The organism is Achromobacter sp., assembly GCF_049647645.1.
In the GTDB taxonomy this organism is placed as follows: domain Bacteria; phylum Pseudomonadota; class Gammaproteobacteria; order Burkholderiales; family Burkholderiaceae_B; genus Achromobacter.
In genome coordinates this window covers 1-20,061 of sequence record NZ_JBARYB010000063.1, presented here as the reverse complement: position 1 = coordinate 20,061, position 20,061 = coordinate 1, and the positions used below count along the sequence as shown (strand labels likewise).

Here is a 20,061-nt window from a genome sequence, read left to right as displayed (position 1 = left end):
CGGCCGCGCCGCGCTCGCCGAGCTTGGGCGCGCCGCTCCGTCGGTACTGCCCGCCCTGGCTTGCGCCAGCGTGATCCGTTGCTGGTCCGGCATCGAAGGCTACTTCGCCGACAAGAACCCGGTCATCGACGTCAGCCCCCGGGTGCCGCGCCTGCTGCATGCCTTCGGATTCTCGGGCGGAGGCTTCCAGATCGCGCCGGCGGTGGGCGAGGTGATCGCCGAAATGGCGACAGGACGCGGCGGCGGCTTGATGATGGCTGAAAAGTTCTCGGCCAGCCGCTGGAAGGCGGCTCAGGCGTGACCCTTGCGGCGGCCTCGCCAGGGCTTGCGCGGCGCGGCCGCATCAACTGCGCTTGCTGATCGCTCTTGCCGCCCTGATCACCAGCGGCCCCAACTCCTCGCGCGCGCGTTCCAGCGACCAGCGCGGCTTGGGCACGGATATGTTGAGCGCGCCCAGGGGATTGCCCTTGTCGTCATGGATAACCGCGGCCACATTCAGGTCTCCGGCGTAGAACTCTTCGTCGGCATAGGCGTACTGGTCGCGCCTGGCCTCTTCGATCAATGCGCGCAGCTCGCCGATATCGGTGGTGGTGCGCGGCGTGTGCTTGACGCACGTGATGCCGCGCAACTTCAGATCGAGTTCTTCCGGCGGCAACAAGGCCCATAGCGCACGCCCGGAGGCGGTCGCCACGCACGGTATCTGCGTGCCTACCGGCAGGTACTCGGGAATGTGCCTGGCCGGCGCCACCCGCATCACGAACACCATGTTGTCGCCGTCCGGCACGGCAAGGTTGACGATCTCTCCGCACTCCTGGTTGACCTGGTGCAGCACCGCATGCGCATGCTGGAACAAGGGCTGCCGGTAGAGATAGCTGTAGCCCAGCCCCACGGCCTTGACCGTCATGCTGTAGCGCTTGCTGCGCGGATCCTTGGACAGGTAGCCGGTTTTCTCCAGCGTGTACGCCACGCGCTGCGCCGAGCCGATGGTGATGCCGTTCTCGCGGGCCATCTCCTGCAAGCTCAAGGAGGCGTGGCCGCGGAAGGACTCCAGCACGGCCAGCCCTTTTTCCAGCGACTGGATCATCAAGGCGGAAGGTTCAGACATTCAGATTCCGTGTGTGTAGCGGGGAGGCAATTTTGTCTGCAAAAAGCCGGAAAGCGAGATGGCCTAGGGAAACCCTTACGTTGTCGCCCGGCCCCGCGCGCAGTATAAAAACACCGAGATTTATCGATATACGTATATTGTTATCGAATAGCGATAATTAAACAAATAGGGGTTTCATGCAAGCGTATCCCTCCCAAGACCCGGCGCACGCCACCGCCATGCCGCAAGCCGCAAACGACAGCTCAGGCGCCCCCGCCTCGGACATGGCGCTGCCTGCCGCCGTCGACGTCGCCATCGTCGGCGGCGGCATCATCGGCATCAGCACTGCCTACGCCCTCGCGCGCGCCGGACTCCGGGTCGCCGTGTTCGAAAAAGGCACGCTGGCCTGCGAGCAATCGTCGCGCAACTGGGGCTGGGTGCGCACGCTGGGACGAGACCTGCCTGAAGTGCCACTGGCCCAGCGCGCGAACCAGCTGTGGCAGGAGATCCAGGCCACGGTGGATGTGGGCTTCCGCCGCAGCGGCATGTTCTACCTGCAGGAAAACGATGCGGACGCGGCGGGCCACCAGGCCTGGATCGACGGCGCGCGCGCGCATGGTGTGGATGCCCGCCTGCTGGATAACCGCGTGCTGCGGAAAATGCTGCCGTCGACCGGACGCGACTGGACGGGCGCCATGTACAGCCCCACGGACGGCGTCGCCGAACCGCAGTTGGCAACGCGCGGCATAGCCTCACTGGCCCGCGCGGCGGGCGCGCACATCCTGGAAGGCTGCGCCGTGCGCGGCGTGGAACGCAGCGCGGGCCGCGTATCCGCGCTGCTTACCGAGCGCGGCCGCGTCGCCGCCCAGGCGGTCCTGGTCGCGGCCGGCGCCTGGTCACGGCTGTTCTGCGGCAATCTGGGCGCCGACTTTCCGCAATTGAAGGTCCGCGGATCCGTGCTGCGCACGACCCCGCTGGACACGGGCCCGCTGGCTGCCATCAATGGCAAGGACTTCACCTGCCGCAAGCGCGCCGACGGCGGATACTCGGTATCGCAGTTCGGCGCATCGATGGCCGATGTGGTGCCCGACACCTTCCGCCTGATGCCTCATTTCTTCAGCGCGTGGCGCGCCAACAGCAGCTTCGTGCGGCTGCGCTTCGGCAAGCGCTTCTTCGAGGAACTGCAGATTCCGCGCCATTTTCCGGCCGATCGCGTATCGCCCTTCGAGCGGCATCGCGTGCTGGATCCGTCGCCGTCCAGGCGCGGCGTGGAGCAGGCCTGGCGCAGACTGGTCCAGGCTTTTCCCGCGTTCAGTGCAGCGCGCATCGCGCAGTCCTGGGCCGGCTACATCGACGTCACGCCGGACGCGATGCCCGTCATGGACGCGGTGCCCGGGCTGCCCGGGCTCTACCTGGCTTCCGGCTTCTCGGGCCACGGATTCGGCATCGGCCCGGCCGCTGGCGAAGCCATGGCGCAGCTGATCCAGGGCCAGACGCCGGCCATCGATCTGCACCCGTTCCGCTACGGCCGCTACGGCACATGACGGCCGCAAGCCTCCGATCACTCATACAACCACAGGGGAATTCTTTCATGGATAGCCACAGCGTCGACCTGCATCGCCGCGCCACCGTCGTCGACGGCCTGGTCTTCTTCAGCGACGGCAGCACCCGCGACATGCTGGCCGGCGGTGTCAGCGCCATCAACGTCACGATCAGCGAGATGGCCGCGGACTTCGAGCAGGCGCTGCGCGACTGCATGGCCTGGCGCCAGCGCTGCGCTGCGCCGGACTCGCCCTGGCTATTGGTGGAAAAGGCCGATGACATCGCCCGCGCCAAGCAAGCCGGCAAGCTGGGGCTCATCATGGGCTGGCAGAACGGCAAGCCGCTGGGCGACCAGATCGACCGCGTCGCCCTGTTCCATGAATTGGGCATGCGCGTCATCCAGTTGACCTACAACGAAGCCAATCTGCTGGGCGACGGCTGCCTGGAAAAACGCAACGCCGGACTCAGCGACCTGGGCGTGAAGATGGTCCAAGAGATGAACCGGGTCGGTATCGCCATCGACCTCAGCCACTGCGCGCCGCAGACCTGCCTGGATGCCGCCCATCACAGCCGCAAGCCGGTGCTGCTGACCCATGCGAACGCCAACGCCGTCATCACGCGTCCGCGCAACAAGTCGGATGAGGTCATCAAGGCGGTCGCCGCGACCGGCGGCGTGGTGGGCTGCAGCATCCACGCCTATCTGAGCTGGCGCGGCGATCCGCGCCAGCAACCCTTGCTGTCGGACTTCGTCGCAAATGTGAAGTACATCGGCGAATTGGTCGGCTACGAGCACGTGGGCATCGGCACCGACTTCCCGTCTGTCGACACCTACGAGGCCGTGCGTCACGTAATGGTGATGTCGCGCACCAAGTACGCCAAATCGGGCGGCGACTTCTCCGACGCCTTTGGCGACGTCATGGAAGCACGCTATCCCGTCGAAACCCCGACGCCGGCGCAATTCCCCGCTTTCACCCACGCGCTGCACCAGGCCGGGCTGACCGACAGCCAGATCCTGGGCGTGCTGGGCGGAAACTTCCAGCGCGCATTCGCGCAAGCATGGGCTGCCGCCTGAATCGAATGGAGACCACCATGACCCTGCGCCTGCACCGCTACTTCACCGCCGCGCTGGCTTGCGCGGCCCGCGCCTTGCCGCTTGCGGGCGCCGCCATCACCGCGCCCGCTGCCGCTGCCGCTGCCGCCCCCTATCCCGCCCAGCCTGTCCACATCATCGTGCCCTACCAGGCGGGCGGCTCCACCGACATCGTGATCCGCAAGTTCGCCGAACTCGCCGCGCCCGAACTGGGCCAGGCCATCGTCATCGAGAACCGCGGCGGAGCCGGCGCGACCATGGGCGCGCGCGCCATCAAGAGCGCGCGTCCCGATGGCTACACGCTGGCCGTCCTGCCCAGCCCGGTCTATCGCATGCCGCACATCCAGGAGATGGGCTACGACCCCACACGCGACTTCACCTACGTCATGATGCTCAGCGGCTACACGCTGGGCGTGGCGGTGCCTGCCGCCTCGCCGTACAAGACCTGGGCCGACTTCATCAGCTACGCCAAACAGCACCCGAATGAAGTCACCTATGGCACGGCCAGCGTCGGCAGCGCCTCCAACGTGATGATGGAAGACATCGCCGGCCGCAACGGCGTGACGTGGCGCCATATCCCCTACAAGGGCGAATCCGAGGTGTTGACCGCGGTGATCGGGGGCCAGATCACGGCGTACGCCGGCTCGACCACCGTGCAGCCCATGGTGCAGTCCGGCAAGATGCGCATGCTGGTCACCTGGGGCGAACAGCGCAGCGCCCAGTATCCCGACACGCCCACCCTGCACGAAGTGGACGGCACGCCGCCGGCCAACGCGCCATTCGGCATCGCCGGCCCCCAGGGCATGCCGCCCGCCGTCGTTTCCAGGTTGCATGCCGTCTTCAAGCAGGTGGCCGAATCCGATGCCTTCAAACAAATACTGACCCAGTACGGCCAGGAACTGGTCTACATGGACGGCAAGGACTATGCCGCCTATGCCGCCCGGCAATACGCCTTGGAAGCGGAGATCGTCCGCAAGCTGGGGCTGGCCGCCACCAAGTGAGGCGCCACGGCCCGGCTGCGCCGCCGCAGCCGGGCCGCTTCGGTTTGCGGCCGCGCACGATCCGACAACCGCTGGGCGTCCGCCAGGGCCTCGGCCAGCAAGAAGAGTCCAGGAGATATCCATGATTGTTCGAGCACCCGCCATTCTGCGTACGCGCCGCCGCGCGCTCGCTGCCTTGTGCAGCCTGGCCGGCCTGCTGGCCGCCGCACACCCGGTCGCGGCGCTGGCCGAGGCATGGCCCGCCAAGCCGATACGCCTGATCGTCGGATACCCGCCGGGCGGCGGCACGGACACGGTGGCGCGCATGCTGGCGCAACAGCTGGGCCAGGAGCTCAAGCAGCCCGTTGTGGTTGAGAACCGCGCGGGTGCCAGCGGCACCATCGCGACCCAGCAGGTCGTGCGGGCCGAGCCCGACGGCTACACCGTGCTATTCGCCACGGCGTCGCCCCTGACCGGAGCGCCGCTCACGGTCAAGGACCTGCCCTACGATCCCATGAACGACCTGATCCCCGTCACCCGCATCGGCGGCGGCCCCTTCATCCTGGTCGCCAACCCGGGGTTCCCGCCCAACACGCTGCCTGAACTGGTGGAGTACGCGCGCAGCCGTCCCGGAGAGGTCAACTATGCCTCGCCGGGCATCATGACCGCCAACTTCTTTTTTTCCGAGCAGCTGAACATGGACGCGGGGATCAAGACCACGAACGTGCCCTACCGGGGCAGCGCGGCGCTGCTCAACGACGTCATGGCCGGCCAGGTGCAATACACGCTGGACACGCCCGGCACCACGCTGCCCTTCATCCGCAACGGCAAGCTGAAGGCGCTGGCCATCTTCAGCGACCAGCGCCTGGACCGGGCGCCCCAAATTCCCACCGCCAAGGAAAGCGGCTATCCGAACCTGGTCGGCGGTTCCTGGTACGGCCTGCTATTGCCCAAGGGCACGCCGCCCGGGATCGTCGACGGCCTGTACAAGGCTACCAAGACAGCCTTGTCCAGCGCCGACGTGCGCGCCGCCATGGAAGCGCGTGACGTGATGGTGGAAGGCAGCTCCCCCGACGAATTCCGCAGCTACCTGCAAGCCGAGTTCAAGCGCTGGCAGGACGTGACGCAAAAGCTGGGCATCAAGCCGCAATGACCTTTTGAACCCGCACAGGCCAGCAGGAACCTCTTCCGACCGGAGACTTCGATGTCCAATTCCTCCCACGCCCCCGACCTGACCGCCGGCAGCGCCCCCTCTTCCATGCGCCCCGCGCTGGCCGGCCTGAACCACATGATCTCGGCCGGCCACTACCTGGCCACGCAGGCCGGCATGGACATACTCCAGGCGGGCGGCAACGCCGTCGATGCCGGCGTTGCGGCGGGCATCGCATTGGGCGTGGTTCAGAGCGACATCGTCAACTTCGGCGGGGTCGCGCCCATCCTGGTCTACCAGGCCAAGACCCGCAAGGTGTGGAGCATTTCCGGGCTGGGCTATTGGCCCAAGGCCGCGCGCCTGGAGACCTTCCTGGAAAAACACGCCGGCACGATCCCGGCGGGCGTGCTGCGTACCGTCATTCCGGCCGCGCCCGACGCCTGGATCACCGCGCTGGAGCGATTCGGCACCATGGGCTTCGGCGAGGTCGCGGCCGGCGCCATCCGGCTGGCGCGCGAAGGCTTCGTCATGTACCCGCTGATGGCCGAAGTGCTGGCCGAAAACGAAAAGAACTACGCCCGCTGGGCTTCCAGCGCCGCGATCTACCTGCCCGGCGGCAAGCCGCCTGCGGCGGGATCGATCTTCCGCCAGGCCGACCTGGCGCGCAGCATCCAGTACATGGCCGACGAAGAGCGCACCCATCGCGGCGACGGCCGGCAGGCCGGCCTGGCCGCCGCCCGCCGCGCGTTCTACGAAGGCGACATCGCCGCGGCCATAGTCAAGTATCACAAGGAAGCAGGCGGGCTGATCACCCACGAGGACCTGCGCGGCTTTTCCGTCGAAGTCGATCCGGCGCTGTCCACGGACTTCCACGGCACGCAGGTGCACAGCTGCGGCTTCTGGTGCCAGGGCCCCTCGCTGCTGCAAATGCTGAACATTCTTGAGCCCTGCGATTTGCGCGCCCTGGGCCACAACTCCGCCCCTTATGTGCATCTGCTGACCGAAGCGATCAAACTGGCTTTCGCCGACCGCGAAGTGCACTACGCCGACCCGCGCCACGCCCAGGTGCCGCAAGCAACCTTGCTGTCCAAGGAATACGCGCGCGCGCGGCTGGCCATGATCGCCCGGGATCGCGCCGGCCCGGACATGCCGCGCGCGGGCGCGCTGCCCGAGGCGCGCGATATCGACCTGCGCGCGGCCGGCCCCGAAGACATGGCGCGCACGGATCCGCGCCTGGATACCTCTTATGTGGCGGTGGTGGACAGGGAAGGCAACGCCTTTTCGGCCACACCCAGCGACGGTTCCTACAACGTCCCCATCATTCCAGGAACCGGCATCTGCGCATCCGGGCGCGGCAGCCAATCCTGGGCCGAGGCCGGCCATCCCTGCGCAATCGGGCCGGGCCGCCGCCCGCGGCTCACGCCCAACCCCTCGCTGGCCATCCGGCCCGGCCAATACGTCATGCCTTTCGGCACGCCCGGGGGCGACGTACAGTGCCAGGCCATGCTGCAGACCTTCCTGAACATGGAGCTGTTCGGCATGGACGTGCAACAGGCGGTCGAGGCTCCGCGCTTTGCAAGCTTCAGCTTCCCCTCGTCGTTTGAACCGCACAACGCCATGCCGGGCCGGTTGATGATCGAAGACCTGATCGCGCACGGCGCGGGCGAAAAGCTTGCCGCAATGGGGCATACCGTCAAATGGTGGCAGGGCCACAGCTGGCGGGCCGGCGCCGTCTGCATGGTCAGACATGACCTGGAGAGCGGCGTGCGATGGGGCGGCGCGGACCCGCGCCGGCCGGCGTACGCGGCCGGATGGTAAGTAAGCGCGGCCCGTTGGGAGGAACGTAAGGCCAGGCATGCCGCTTGCTGCGCATGCCTCGCACCGCCCCGTGCAGCCCTACGGAGATCCATCATGCCCGCAAGGCGGCGGGAGGCCGGATCGGGCGCGCCATGCCCGGAATAATGGCCTCGTCAAACCATCGGCACAGTCTGCCGGACCATCCAGGTGCGATGAGCGGGAACAGCAATTGCTGGCAAATGCCAGACACCCCGCTAACCACGGCGCCCCGCGCCTGATCTTGGAGGTTTCCATGAAAACCCGTTACCTGACTGCCACCCTTCTAGCCTCGATGACCTCGGCTGCCGCCCATGCCTCACAGGCGCAGACAGCGCCCGCCACGCCCCCTTCGACAAGGCGTATGTGGACGAGATCGGCGTCTCCGCGCACCAGGACGCAGTGAAGCTTTTCGAAAAGGCCTCGAACGACGTGAAGGATCCCGACGTCAAGCAATTCGCCATCGAGACCCTGCCCGTTCTGCAACAACACCTGGAAATGGCCACCAGCATGCAACAGCGCATGGATGCGGTCAAAAAGTAGGAGACACCCCGAACCGGATTTGCATCCCCCGAAGGAACAGATGCGCAGACCTGCAGGCGCATCTGCAACCAGTACGCTTGCTGCGGAACATGCATATGGATCGCGAGGAACTATTGGCACAAATGATCGCCACGCCAGCGATCAACCGGGACTTCAATGACTGGCCCGAGGTATTGGCCAACTATGCCGAATGCCTGGTAGCGCTGCAGCCGAGGCTGCGGCCCGAGGAACTGGAAAGGCTGATCCGGGTCGGCGCGGATTTCTACCGCACGCTGGCCCGCGCCGAACAGTACCGGCACATGTCCGTCTGGGACGAACAGCAGCCGTAGCGCTCAACCGTATGTGTGCGAGCGCCGGCGATACGCTTCCTTGACGTAGCGCATGAGTTCCGCCTCGACCGACGAGACTTCCACCGCTGGCTGTGCGTGGGGATCGAGCAGACGGCGCGCGGCTTCAAGCGTGCGCCGCGCCCTCAGTTCGCCCTCGCTCAAAATCTCGGCGCAAGGCGCCGTCGTGTCACGCTCGAAATTTTCCATGACGCTACTCCTGAAGGTAAGGGGATGCAGCAGTCCGCTGCATCAGCAAGCGGTGTGCCTGCGGCCTGGGCCGTTCACGCCGTGTGGCCGCGGCTGCCGCAAAAAAGGGCGGCTGCCAGCCGCCCTCTTCATCACTTCCGGTTTACCAGTAGGGGTCCTGGTTGTAGTACTTGTGCACGCTCAGCGCCCAGCTTTCGTCCGCCATCCTGGGCCAATCGTCCTTGTCGAAGCCCGGCGCGTTTTTCAGCACCTCCTTGTCCACATTCAGGATGAAGCACTTGCGGTCGGTGTCCAGGGTCAAGGCCGCCCATGGTATGGCAAAGAGCTTGTCGCCCATTCCCAGGATTCCGCCCCGCGACAGCACCGCATAGGCGACTCGCCCGCGCGGCACGTCGATCATGATGTCCTTGATGGATCCCAGTCCCTCGCCTGTAGCGTTGACGACATCGTTGCCCTCCAGGGTGTCTGCAGCCATGACTTCCGGACCAGGCCCGGTTGCCGAGCCCTTGGGTCCGCCAACAATATTGGTTTGATGCTCCATGCGTTTCTCCTGTGCGGGGCCTATCCCCACGTTGAACTCCGGTTGCGGCGGCACCCTGTGCGCCGATCCGAGATGACCACTCCAGCAAGCAGCGTGCCCGTCCGGCGCCGCCTGCGCCCGATATCTCCGGGCCGCGCCTTGCTGCGTGCACCAACGCTACGGCTGCGCTGACTTTGCTGCCTTGAACTGCACGCCGATGGCAGCGGTCGGTACATTTTTCCGATGCGCGCACCGGTCCGCCGGGGGAGCCGCAATGGGTACGGCGCTTGCGCAACGCCCCCCGGCGGCCGCCAAACGGCAGGGTTGTTTAGTTTTGTGCAGTAGCGCCGGCATGTTTTTCACACTCTTTAAAAGACCTCGGAAAGATTCGTTCGACTCGATCGATACATTGCGCGGCAGTGGTCCCCGGACCCCCGAAAAATCGCTGCCGCGCTAACGAGGCCATTCATGCCGGAAGTCGTTGTCTATGTCAGAAGCCAGCCTCGGCTGGGCGACCAGATCGTCGCCCTGCCGGCGCTCTACCAATTGAAAACCTGGTGGGCATCCAGGCGGATCCGGGTGGTCGCCCGCGACGACCTGGCCGGCTTCTACCAGGGCGTGCCCTGGGTCGACGAGTTCGTGCGCGCCGCCACCTTCGGCGACTACCTGCGCACTTTGAGGAAGAACACCCCTGTCTGCGTCAGCCTGCATCACAGCAGCGAACGCTTCGGCCTGCTCAACCTGCTGCGCCGGCCCGCCTTGCGCTTCGGCTTTCGCAACGAGCGCATGAGCGATCTGGTCTGGACCCATTGCCACCGCAAGAACATCGCCGAATACATCGGCCTGGCCAATCTGCGCCTGCTGGCGTCGTACCGCGGGTTCGACGCCGAGCTCGCGGCGCGGCGCTGTTTCCAGGCGCTGGCGCGCCCGCATATCCATGAAGCGCCGAGCGCCGACGTGGTGCTGATACCCGGCGGCGGTTCAGGCGCCTTCAAGCGCTGGAGCCTGCTGAACTACCTGCGCCTGGCCGAGAGGCTCAAACTGCTGCTGGGCCAGGACACCCGCTTCCTGTTCGTGCTGGGAGCGCAGGAAACCGCCGAACGCGACAGGCTCGAAACCCTGCGGCGTCCGGAATTCTCGATCGCCTACTGCCGTTCCGTGCCCGAGCTCAGCGCCATCATGCTGCGCGCGCGCCTGGTGGTGGCCAACGATTGCGGCCCCTCGCATATCGCGCAAGGCGCCTGCGTGCCCTATGTCGGCGTCTTCAACGAGTCCAATCCCGAGTGGTTCTGGGACCGGCCCTACTCCGCCGCCGTGGTTCCCCGCCATCCCCGCGACGGCATCAACTCCATCACGCCCGACGACGTGCTGGCCGCCTGCCGCAAGGTCCTGGAGCATCATGCGCATCCTGCATACGCTGGCTGAGCGCAGCCTGGGCGGACTGGAATTCCGCGTCCTGGAACAATCGGCATGGCTGCACCGCCATGGATACGAAGTGGCGATCGCGGCGCCGGCAGGCAGCGAGATCGGACGCGAAGCGCGTCAGCGCGGCCTGCGCGCGGTCGACATCGACTTCGATTCCGCCTACTCGCCCGCCACGGTCCTCAAGCTGCGCCGCGCCGTCAAGGCGCTGCGCATCGACGTCATCGACAGCCACAGCCGGGCGGACGGCAAGACCGCCGCGCTGTGCCGCGACCTGTGCGCGGTCGTCAGGACGCGCCATTTCGCCAAGCCCATGCGCAGCTCGCCGCGGCGCCGGCTGGAATGGAAATTCGGCTGCGACCACGTCATCGCGACCAGCTTGCTGGGCAAGCAGGAAATCCTGGCGGCGCGCCTGGCCGCCGCGGAGCAGATCAGCGTGGTCGGAGAATGGGCCGCCGACGAGTTCTTCCTGTCTGGCGACACCCCGCAGGCACGCCTACACACCCGGCAGGCGTTGGGCATCCGCGCCCCCGACAGCGCCTGGGTCATCGCCACCATAGGCATGCTGCGCCCCGAGAAAGGCCAGGCCGACCTGTTGCGCGTGGTGCAGCGGCTGCGCAGCCAGGGCCTGCCCGCCATCGCGCTGGTAGTCGGCATGCCCACGGCCAGCACCAAGCCCTATGCCTATGCGCTGCATCAACTGACCGTGGACCTGGGCATATCCGAGCACGTGGTGTTCGCCGGTCACCGCAACAATGTTGCGGAAATGATCCGCGCCGCCGACGTGGTGCTGGTGCCTTCGGCCACCGAAGCCTGGTCGCGCGTCGTGCCCGAGTCCTATGCGGCGCGGCGGCCCGTGGTCGCCAGCGATGTCGGCGGTCTGCCGGAGATCATCGTAGCGGGCCAGACCGGCTGGCTGGCTCCGGCGGGAAACGTCGCCAGCTACGCGGAGCGCATCATGCAGATCCACCGCAATCCCGGACAGACCGAGACCATGGTCGGCAATGCCCGCGCCTATGCGGAGGCAAACTTCCGCTTGGCGGGCAAGATGTTCAGCACCCTGGAGGCGTACAAACGCGCGCTGCGTCCCGGTTGACGGACGATCGCCACGGCGAAAGCGCTATCATGGTGCCCCCGATTTATTTACCCGATTCAGTACCGTGATCAAGCCCGCCCTACTGCTCGTCCTGGCAATCGCCTTGACGGGCTGCTCCAAGCAGGAAGAAACACCCTGGGAACGGCTGCAAGCCGCCGCGCCGCAACTGCAACTGGCCGCCAATACGCCGGAAGCGGCGGTGAAATCCTGGTGGCAGGTCCGCGACGCGCACGACCGCTACACCGCCACCGCCTGCAAGGAAATGGCCGAGCTGTACCGTCCGTTCAGCGCGGCCGAAGACTCCCTGTCCACGGCTCAACTCCAGGCGCGCCAGAACGGCGACGAAAAATGCAGCCTCGAAACCTACGAGCGCAGCGTCGTCAACGTCGACGTCCAATCCGACACGCGCGCCTTCGTCATCGCCCAGATCCGCAACACCACGCCCTCGACCCCCGGCTTCCCGGTGGATAACGATGAACGCGACCGCAAGGAACGCGGCGTGCGCATGCAGTACCAGCTGGAACGCGCCGACAAGACTCAGGATTGGAAGATCTCCCAGGTATTTGGCCGCAACCGCTACTGCGAAGTCGCGCCGGTGAACGGCTGGTGCCCGCTGTACAACCGCGCGGCGGGGTCGGCGAACAGCTATGTTTTTGAGTTCAGCCAGTAGTGGAGCGCCTGCCGCCCGCCCTCCGGGCGGACAGGACAGCCCCTCCGCAGCCTATTCCGCCTCGATCTTTGCTTCCTTCACCAACTTGCTCCAGTTCTGGTAGCTGGCGCGCACCACCGCAGTGAATTCCTCGGGCGTACTGCTCCAGATCTCGACGTACTGGTCTTTCAACTGCTTCTGCACGTCCGGAGACGCCAGCGCCTCTCGCAGCGCGGCGTTCAAGCGGTCCATGATCGGCGCGGGGATCCCAGCCGGCCCGACCACTCCCCACCACAGCTCGCCGCCTGCCGCCGAATAGCCGCCGACGCCGGCCTCGTCCATGGTCGGCACATCAGGCAGAAACGGCGAGCGTTTCGGGCTGGTGACGGCCAAAGGACGCAAGTTTCCCGCCTGGATACGCGACATCGCCGTGTTGAACGTGTCGAACATGAAGGTGGTATTGCCCGCCAGCAAGTCCGTCAGGGCGGGCGCGCTGCCGCGGTAGGGGATATGCGTCATGGCCGCGCCGGTCAGCGCGCGCAACAGTTCGCCGGAAAGATGGTTGGACGAACCGTAGCCGGCCGAACCAAAGGTGACGTTGGCGCCGGGCTGCCGCGCCTGCGCGACCAAGTCCGCCACCGAAGTCACCGGCGCCTGGGCGCTGACCAGCAGCACATTGGTATAGCGCCCCAGCAACCCGATATTGGAGAAGGAGTTCACGGGGTCGTACTTGGCCGACTTGGCGACGTTGGGCACGATGGTCTGGGTGCCTACGCTGCCGATACCGATGACGTAGCCGTCCGGCTTGGCGCGCGCGATATAGTCCGCGCCCAGGGCTCCCCCCGCGCCCGTGCGGTTCTCGACGACGACGGGCTGCCCCAGGATATCGCCCATTTTCTTGGCGACGGGCCGGGAAACGATATCCATCGGGCCGCCCGCGGAAAATGGCACGATCCAGGTGAGGGGCCGTTCCGGCCATTGCGCGCGCGCCGCGCCGGCCGCGCAGAGCGCCATGACAGGCAGCAGCATCAACAGTCTTTTCTTGTACATGATCGTCTCCCGCGTTACATGAACTTCTCGCGCGCAAGACGCGCTTCGGCGCTCTGGCCGCATACCAGCGCCTGGTCCACGTCCATATAGGTGCTGACGAAGTTCAGGGCATGGGCATGGGCATTGACGCTTTCCTTGCTCATCTTGATCACGTGCGACGGCGATTTCGCCACCTGGCGGGCCAACGCGGTGGCGCGCTCCACCGTCGCGCCCGCCGGCGCCAGCCAATCCGCCAAGCCCCATTCCAGCGCCGTGGCGGCGGGCATGCGGTCGCCCAGCATCATGATCTGCTTGGCGCGCGACGCGCCCACCATGCTTACCAGCCGAGGCACGGTATGCCATACCAGCGGAATGCCGATCTGGACTTCCGGCACGAAGAGAAAAGCGTTGTCCGCCATGACGCGCCAATCGCACGCCAGGGTCAGCGCAATGCCGCCGCCGACATTGAATCCTTCGATGGCGGCAATGGTGAGCTGCGGCAGGCTCTCCCATGCCTTGCACATGCGGGCGCCGGTCGAAGCCAGGTAGCGGCGCTCGTCCAGCGACTTCTCCTCGATGGCCCAGCGCTGCGGATCCTTCAGATCCACGCCCGCCGAAAATCCCTGCGCGCTTCCCGCCAGCACGATGGCCGTAATGTCGACGCGCGACTGGTAGCGATGCGCCACGTCGATGAGTGCATTCATGGCCTGCAGCGACAGCGCATTGCGGCGCTCGCCGCGGTCGTAGGTGATCACCGCCAGGCGGTCCGATTCTTCGATCTTGATCATTGTGGTTCCCTGGGTTGTTGTACTTGCGCCTGGCGCACCGCGCCGGTCTCCTGCGCGGCGCGGATCTGCGCGTCGCCGAAGCCGAAACGCCGCATGATTTCCTCGCTGTGTTCGCCGATGCCTGGCGGCGGCAGGCGCAATGCGCCAGGCGTGCGCTCCAGCTTGATCGGGATGCCCGTGACGCGGTATTGGCCAAGCGAAGCGGACATCTGCCGGGTGGCGGTATGCTCCATGGCCAGCGCCTGCTCCACGCTCAGCATGGGCGCGCAAGGCACGCCCAGGTCCATCAATTGATGGAATAGCTGCTGGCTGTCGAAACCGGCAAGCAGTTCGGACAAGGCTGCGCGCAACGCGTCCCGGTTGACCACGCGGTCGCTGTTCCTGCGAAAGCGCGCGTCGGTTGCCAGTTCCGGCCGGCCTATCGCTTCGCACAGGCGCGCGAACTGCCGGTCGTTGCCGACGGCCACGAACAGCTTTCCGCCGCGCGTCGGATACAGGTCATAGGGCACGATGTTGGGATGGCCGTTGCCGGTGCGCGCCGACCTGCCGCCGTTGAGCGCATTGGTGGTATGCGGATGCAACATGCCGAGCGCGGTGTCGAACAGCGTCACCTCTATCGACTGCCCCAGCCCGGATTTCTCGCGCTCGTACAGGGCCAGCAGCACCCCAATGACCGCGTTCATGCCGGTGGAAGTATCGACCAGCGGGATGCCGATGCGCACGGGATCCAGCGCCGGATCGCCGTTGATGGACATCAGGCCCGACAGCGCCTGCACCGCGGCGTCGTAGCCCGGCAGGCCACCCAGTTCTCCCGTTTCCCCGAATCCGGATATGCGGCAATGAATCAGCCGGGGAAAACGGCGCGCCAGGGACGCCGGATCGTCTATGCCCCACTTGCGCCAGGTGCTGAGCTTGAAGTTTTCCACCAGCACATCCACCTGCTCCAACAGCTTGAACAGGACTTCGCGGCCGGCCGGAGTGGACAGGTCCACCGCCAGGTCCTGCTTGTTGCGGTTCAGGCCCACGTAGTAAGGCGCGTCGCCGTCGACGAACGGCGGTCCATAACCCCGCGTGTCATCGCCGTCATACGATTCCAGCTTGATGACGTCGGCCCCGTGATCGCCCAGCATCTGCGCGGCAAAGGGGCCGGCCAGCACGCGCGACACATCCAGGACCACGACCCCGTTCAGGGCCGACTTGCCGATTGTGCAAGACATATTGTTCACGACCTCGCGGTTCATTCGTTGCTGGCGCCTGAAGCCTTGACGATAGGCGCCCAACGCTCGACTTCCGCCTTCATGAACGTGCCAAATGATTCCGGCGTGCCCGGCTGCAGGATGACACCCAGCCCTTTCATGCGTTCCTGGAAGTCAGCGCGGGCCAATACCTTCTGCAGGGCCTGGTCCAGCACGCGTATCGCTTCTGGCGGCGTGTGCGCAGGGGCGATCAGCCCATACCAGGACGACACGTCGAAATCCGGAAAGCCGGATTCGGCCATGGTCGGCAACTGGGGCGCCGAGGCGATGCGCTCCTTGGTCGTCACCGCCAACGCGCGCATGCGGTCGGTCGACACGAAGGGCCACACGGTCGGCACGTTGTCGAACATGTAGGAAACCTGCCCGGCCATGACCGCCACGCCCGCGGGGGCGCTGCCGCGATACGGAACGTGGGTGACTTCAATACCGGCGGCGCGCTTGAACATTTCGCCCGCGATATGGATCGAGGTGCCGTTGCCCGAGGAGCCGAAAGTCAGCGTATCGGGATGGGCTTTCGCATAGGTCACCAGCTCCTGCACGCTGTGCACCGGCAGCTTCGGATTCACCACCAGCACGCTCGGTATCTTTCCTACCAGCCCCACTGGCTCGAAATCCGTGACGAGATTGAAGCCGGGCTTGTCGTAAAGCGTCTGGTTGATGGCGCTGGTGACGGCCACCATCAGCAGCGTGTAGCCATCCGGCTTGGCGCGGGCCACCTGTGCGGCGGCGATATTGCTGCCGGCCCCCGGCTTGTTCTCCACCACGACCGTCTGCTTCAGCTCTGCGCCGATCTCCGACGCGATCGTGCGCGCCATGGCATCGGTCGGGCCGCCCGCGGCGAAACCCACTTGCAGCGTGATCGCGCGCTCTGGATAGGCCGCCCGGGCCTGGCCCACGAATCCGCAAACGCTCAGCGCCATGGCCAGACCGCTGTACATCACCGGCCGCCGCAGCAAGTGCCTCCGTGATTTCTGCATCGTTGTCTCCTTGGTTTGATTTGGTGGAATCGGATAGTACGTAAAATGCACAATTCCTATATAGAATGTGTACACATACAGCACACATGAGCTTGTTCAGGAACATGCAGACAGACTCCCCACCCTCCGGCCCGCGCAGCTTGCTCAAGGGATTGAACGTGCTCAGCCTGTTGCAGAGCGTTGCGCCCGCCGGGCTCGGGGCGACCGAAGTCGCGGCCCGCACGGGCCTGGACCGGGTCAATGTGCAACGTCTGTTTCTGGCGCTGGAGGCCAGCGGCTGGGTGCGCCGGAACCAGGCCGGCAAACGCTTCTTCGCCGGCGAGGACGCCGACCGCCTGCGGGCAAGCCTGTGGACCCCGCCCGACGTAAGCCAGGAGCTCATCGTTGCGGCGGTCGAAGGGATGCGCAGGCTGGCCCGCCAACTGGGCGATGCGGTATTCCTCATCGGCCGGGATGGCACCGACTCCGTCGGCATACACCGCGAGATCGGCGACTACCCGATGCAGATCCTTGCCAGCCACGCGGGCAAGCGGCATCCGCTGGGCGTGGGCTCTGCGGGCATGGCGCTGCTGGCCACTCTTCCAGATGCCGAAGCCCGCAGGGTTGTGAAAGCCAATTCGTCGCGGCTCGAGGAGTACGGCGGCATAAGCGCCGAAATGATCGACCGCCTACGCGTCAATACGCGCCAGCGCGGCTACTCGGTCATGCAGAATTACGCGGTAAGCGGCGCCCTGGGGGTAGGCTGCGCGCTGACCCGCGCCGACGGCGCGCCGGTACTGGCCATGAGCGTGAGCGCCATCACGGATCGCATGCCCATCGCGCGCCAGGCTGAAACCGCGCGCCTGTTGCGGCGTGAACTCGACAGCCTCAAGGGGTTTCTGGACGGAGATTGATGCGCGGCAGACCGGCTTCGCCCCCCCTTCCACCCACCTACTGCACTGGCGACAGGTTCGCCGCCTTGGCGGCCGCGGCATACATCGGAATCTCCCGGGCCATGGTGTCGGCCAGGACCTGCGGCGCGCTGCCTACGGGATCGATGCCCAGTTCCAGCAAGCGATTGGCCACGGCGGGCTCGCGCACGGCGGCGGATACGGTGGTCTGTAGCTTCTCGATGACGGCTTGCGGCGTACCCGCCGGGGCGTACAGGGACGACCAGAATGACATGGCGAAGCCCGGCGCGCCGGACTCCGCGACGGTAGGCACGTCTGGCAGCAAGGTGAAGCGCTTCGCGCCCGTGACCGCCAGCGCCTTCAGTCGGCCGCTGCGGATCTGAGGCAATACGGCCGCGGTGTCGATCAGCGCAAAGTCGATCTCGTTGGCCAACAACGCCGCAACCACGGCGGAATTCCCTTTGTAGTTGACCACCTCCGTTTCCAGGCCGACACGCTGGGCGAAGAGTCCGGTAGCGAGCTGGAAGGAGTTGGCGCCCGAGCCCGCGAACAGAGGCTTGCCGCTCTTCTTGCCCTGGCCGACCAGATCGGCCACCGAGCGCGCCGAGCTGTCCGCCTTGACCGTCAGGATCATCGGAATGTCCCCGACGAGGGAGATCGGCGCGAAATCGGCGACGGGGTCGTAGTCCAGGTTGTTATAGATGGCCGGGTTGACGGTCATGCCGCTGCTTGGCCCCACCAGCAAGGTGTAGCCGTCCGGCTCCGCCCGCTTGACCGCGCCGATGGCGATGGCGCCACTGGCGCCCGGCCGGTTCTCCACGATGAAGGGCTGGCCCAGGCGGCGTTGCAACTGCTCGGCCATCAGGCGGGCCAGGATGTCGTTGCCGCCGCCAGGCGCGAAGCCCACGATCATGCGCACGGGCCGCGCCGGATACTCTTGCGCCGCGGCGCCACAGGCCGACACCGCGAGCACAGCACCTGCCCACAAAGATAAGAACCGTTTCATGCCACGCTCCATTCGTTGAACCTAGTGCGCCATTACTGGGGAATGCACGGATGGCCCATTCTCCACCGCCTCGCTACATTGGGCACGACCCAACGTGCCAGCCGATGCTGCTGGCAGCGACAGCGCGCAACGGACCCCGGAGCCGAGATGGCACCTGAATGGCACAACTGGAGCACCCACGATCACGGCCAGCACGCCCTGGCGTTCTGGCAGGATGCGGTCTGCGCCGGTGTGCTCGATTCTGAATTCCGCACCGAACCGGACGCCGGATTCGCGGGCACGATGTTCAGTCAGAACCGCGCGGGGGTCCGGCTCGTGAACTTCGCGAGTTCTCCGCACATGATCCGGCGCTCCCAGCGGCAAGTCAGCCGTCTCAATGGCGATCACCTCATGCTCAGCCTGCAATTGCAGGGCAGCGCCCTGATGTCCCAGGGTGACGAACAGCTGTGCCTGCGGCCCGGAGAATTCGGACTGCTCGATACCGGATCCGCATTCGACATCACGTTCCCGGAAGCGACCTCGCGCCGGCTGGTCCTGTTGCCGCGCCACGCCTTGAGCGCGCGCGCCCCGGGCATGCGGCGGCTGCGCGCGCCGGCCAGCCTGCCGGTCGATATGCCATTCGCGCCTGTGCTCACCGAAGCCATGCGCCTGCTGACCGACACCCAGGTCAAACTGCAGGACCGCACCGTCGACACCCTGCTGGACGCCGTCATCGAAATCGTTGCGCTGCAGTGTGCATCCATGGCGGACGCCGCGGCGCCCCCTTCCACCGAACTGAGCTTCGTCGGCGTGAAGCGCCACATCGATACGGCAATCGCCAACCCGGACCTGTCGCCCGCGACGGTGGCCGCTGCCTGCCGCATATCGGTCCGCACCCTGCACCGCCTGTTCGCGCGGCATGCCGCGCTGTCGTTCGAGGCCTACGTGGTACAGGCCCGCCTGGCGCTCGCACATGAGCTGCTGGCGGCCGGCAAGACCCGCACGGTCAGCGAGGCCGCCTTTGCCTGCGGCTTCAACAATCTCTCCCACTTCACGCGGCGCTTCTCCGAGCGCTACGGCGAATTGCCCGTGAATCTGCTCAAGCAAGGGCAGACTCGCAGCTGAATGACGCCCTGGGCGGCGTCCGCTGGCGCGCTGGGCACAGCCCCGCGCAGCTCCCGACGGCAGAATGAGCTTCATCCCGGCCCTGGCCGGCAAGCTTCCGTCGCACCATGCCCAAGACCATCACCATCCACCGCCAAGACGCGGTCCGCGCCGCCACCGACAGTTGCGTGCATTTCGGCTTCTGCACCGCGGTCTGCCCTACCTACGTGCTCGATGGCGAAGAGCTTGATTCACCACGCGGCCGGATCGCACTGGCGCGCGAGATGCTGGACAGCGGCAATGCCCCCAGTCCGACCGCCGTACGCCATCTGGACCGCTGCCTGTCGTGCCTGTCGTGCGAAACAACTTGCGCGGCCGGCGTCTCGTATCACACCATCATCGACGGCGCCCGCGAGCACATCGAAAAAAGCAAGGCGCGCCCGCTGACGCAGCGTTTGCTGCGCTCGGCGCTGGCCCGTGTGCTGACAACCCCCGCGCTGCTGCGTCCCGCAGCAACCGCAGGTCGGTTGCTGCGCGGCGTCGCGGGCCGCCTGGGCGGGCCGTTGGGGGCGTTGGCCTCCCTATCC

The 20,061-nt window shown here is 66.3% G+C and carries 21 protein-coding genes and 1 pseudogene; 14 read left to right on the top strand and 8 right to left on the bottom strand.

The annotated features are described in order from the left end of the window. On the top strand, window positions 1-301 hold a 301-nt coding region (locus WBB14_RS07350), incomplete at its 5' end, for an FAD-dependent oxidoreductase (protein ID WP_424239248.1). 42 nt (window positions 302-343) lie between these two features. Here the strand turns inward: WBB14_RS07350 and WBB14_RS07345 are convergent. Continuing rightward, window positions 344-1,105, bottom strand: a complete 762-nt coding sequence (locus tag WBB14_RS07345) for an IclR family transcriptional regulator (RefSeq protein ID WP_424239247.1) — start codon at window positions 1,103-1,105, stop codon at window positions 344-346. A gap of 176 nt (window positions 1,106-1,281) precedes the next feature. On the opposite strand from WBB14_RS07345, the gene WBB14_RS07340 reads away from it, so the two are divergent. From WBB14_RS07340 to WBB14_RS07310, 7 genes and pseudogenes are all read left to right on the top strand, one after another. After that, window positions 1,282-2,628: an NAD(P)/FAD-dependent oxidoreductase gene (locus WBB14_RS07340; protein WP_424239246.1), complete on the top strand. Its 1,347-nt coding sequence runs from the start codon at window positions 1,282-1,284 to the stop codon at window positions 2,626-2,628. Window positions 2,629-2,675: 47 nt separating this feature from the next. Continuing rightward, complete coding sequence (locus WBB14_RS07335; protein WP_424239245.1) at window positions 2,676-3,698, top strand: dipeptidase; 1,023 nt, start codon at window positions 2,676-2,678, stop codon at window positions 3,696-3,698. A gap of 17 nt (window positions 3,699-3,715) precedes the next feature. Further along, window positions 3,716-4,717: a tripartite tricarboxylate transporter substrate binding protein gene (locus tag WBB14_RS07330; protein ID WP_424239244.1), complete on the top strand. Its 1,002-nt coding sequence runs from the start codon at window positions 3,716-3,718 to the stop codon at window positions 4,715-4,717. 121 nt (window positions 4,718-4,838) lie between these two features. Further along, the gene (locus WBB14_RS07325; RefSeq protein ID WP_424239243.1) at window positions 4,839-5,849 is read left to right on the top strand and encodes a Bug family tripartite tricarboxylate transporter substrate binding protein; all 1,011 of its coding nucleotides are present in this window, start codon (window positions 4,839-4,841) and stop codon (window positions 5,847-5,849) included. Between the two features lie 51 nt (window positions 5,850-5,900). After that, window positions 5,901-7,664: a gamma-glutamyltransferase family protein gene (locus WBB14_RS07320; protein ID WP_424239242.1), complete on the top strand. Its 1,764-nt coding sequence runs from the start codon at window positions 5,901-5,903 to the stop codon at window positions 7,662-7,664. A 363-nt stretch (window positions 7,665-8,027) separates the two neighbouring features. Beyond that, window positions 8,028-8,222, top strand: a pseudogene (locus tag WBB14_RS07315) (DUF4142 domain-containing protein); the annotation flags it as partial. A 95-nt stretch (window positions 8,223-8,317) separates the two neighbouring features. Then, on the top strand, window positions 8,318-8,551 hold the full coding sequence (locus tag WBB14_RS07310) for a DNA-3-methyladenine glycosylase (protein ID WP_424239241.1): 234 nt from the start codon (window positions 8,318-8,320) through the stop codon (window positions 8,549-8,551). Between the two features lie 3 nt (window positions 8,552-8,554). Here the strand turns inward: WBB14_RS07310 and WBB14_RS07305 are convergent, their stop codons facing one another. Beyond that, on the bottom strand, window positions 8,555-8,758 hold the full coding sequence (locus WBB14_RS07305; protein ID WP_424239240.1) for a hypothetical protein: 204 nt from the start codon (window positions 8,756-8,758) through the stop codon (window positions 8,555-8,557). A 142-nt stretch (window positions 8,759-8,900) separates the two neighbouring features. Beyond that, on the bottom strand, window positions 8,901-9,299 hold the full coding sequence (locus WBB14_RS07300; protein ID WP_424239239.1) for a PRC-barrel domain-containing protein: 399 nt from the start codon (window positions 9,297-9,299) through the stop codon (window positions 8,901-8,903). Between the two features lie 447 nt (window positions 9,300-9,746). On the opposite strand from WBB14_RS07300, the gene WBB14_RS07295 reads away from it, so the two are divergent. The 3 genes from WBB14_RS07295 to WBB14_RS07285 all read left to right on the top strand — a co-directional run bounded on the left by WBB14_RS07295 (window position 9,747) and on the right by WBB14_RS07285 (window position 12,466). Continuing rightward, complete coding sequence (locus tag WBB14_RS07295; protein WP_424239238.1) at window positions 9,747-10,703, top strand: glycosyltransferase family 9 protein; 957 nt, start codon at window positions 9,747-9,749, stop codon at window positions 10,701-10,703. Further along, entirely contained in the window at window positions 10,678-11,796 is a 1,119-nt protein-coding gene (locus WBB14_RS07290; protein WP_424239237.1) for a glycosyltransferase family 4 protein, read from the top strand. Before WBB14_RS07295 ends, WBB14_RS07290 begins: the two co-directional genes overlap by 26 nt. A gap of 64 nt (window positions 11,797-11,860) precedes the next feature. Continuing rightward, on the top strand, window positions 11,861-12,466 hold the full coding sequence (locus WBB14_RS07285) for a hypothetical protein (RefSeq protein WP_424239236.1): 606 nt from the start codon (window positions 11,861-11,863) through the stop codon (window positions 12,464-12,466). Window positions 12,467-12,517: 51 nt separating this feature from the next. On the opposite strand, the gene WBB14_RS07280 is transcribed toward WBB14_RS07285, so the two are convergent. The 4 genes from WBB14_RS07280 to WBB14_RS07265 are packed head-to-tail and all read right to left on the bottom strand — an operon-like array spanning window position 12,518 to window position 16,456. Beyond that, window positions 12,518-13,495 carry a Bug family tripartite tricarboxylate transporter substrate binding protein gene (locus WBB14_RS07280; RefSeq protein ID WP_424239235.1) on the bottom strand — a complete coding sequence of 326 codons (978 nt, stop codon included), beginning with the start codon at window positions 13,493-13,495 and terminating at the stop codon, window positions 12,518-12,520. Window positions 13,496-13,509: 14 nt separating this feature from the next. After that, a complete protein-coding gene (locus tag WBB14_RS07275; RefSeq protein ID WP_424239234.1) occupies window positions 13,510-14,262 on the bottom strand; it encodes an enoyl-CoA hydratase/isomerase family protein in 753 nt (250 codons plus the stop codon). Then, window positions 14,259-15,479 carry a CaiB/BaiF CoA transferase family protein gene (locus WBB14_RS07270; RefSeq protein ID WP_424239233.1) on the bottom strand — a complete coding sequence of 407 codons (1,221 nt, stop codon included), beginning with the start codon at window positions 15,477-15,479 and terminating at the stop codon, window positions 14,259-14,261. Before WBB14_RS07270 ends, WBB14_RS07275 begins: the two co-directional genes overlap by 4 nt. Before the next feature lie 20 nt (window positions 15,480-15,499). Next, window positions 15,500-16,456, bottom strand: a complete 957-nt coding sequence (locus WBB14_RS07265; protein ID WP_424239249.1) for a Bug family tripartite tricarboxylate transporter substrate binding protein — start codon at window positions 16,454-16,456, stop codon at window positions 15,500-15,502. Between the two features lie 143 nt (window positions 16,457-16,599). Here WBB14_RS07265 and WBB14_RS07260 point away from each other — a divergent pair, with 143 nt between their 5' ends. After that, window positions 16,600-17,388 (top strand): IclR family transcriptional regulator, encoded by a 789-nt coding sequence (locus WBB14_RS07260; RefSeq protein ID WP_424239232.1) that lies wholly within the window; start codon window positions 16,600-16,602, stop codon window positions 17,386-17,388. A gap of 37 nt (window positions 17,389-17,425) precedes the next feature. Here WBB14_RS07260 and WBB14_RS07255 read toward each other — a convergent pair whose 3' ends face one another. Next, a complete protein-coding gene (locus WBB14_RS07255; RefSeq protein WP_424239231.1) occupies window positions 17,426-18,391 on the bottom strand; it encodes a Bug family tripartite tricarboxylate transporter substrate binding protein in 966 nt (321 codons plus the stop codon). A 147-nt stretch (window positions 18,392-18,538) separates the two neighbouring features. Here WBB14_RS07255 and WBB14_RS07250 point away from each other — a divergent pair, with 147 nt between their 5' ends. Together WBB14_RS07250 and WBB14_RS07245 are read left to right on the top strand one after the other, a co-directional pair. Further along, window positions 18,539-19,495, top strand: a complete 957-nt coding sequence (locus tag WBB14_RS07250; RefSeq protein WP_424239230.1) for a helix-turn-helix domain-containing protein — start codon at window positions 18,539-18,541, stop codon at window positions 19,493-19,495. 107 nt (window positions 19,496-19,602) lie between these two features. Further along, window positions 19,603-20,061: 4Fe-4S dicluster domain-containing protein (locus WBB14_RS07245; protein WP_424239229.1), on the top strand; the 459-nt coding region annotated here is incomplete at its 3' end.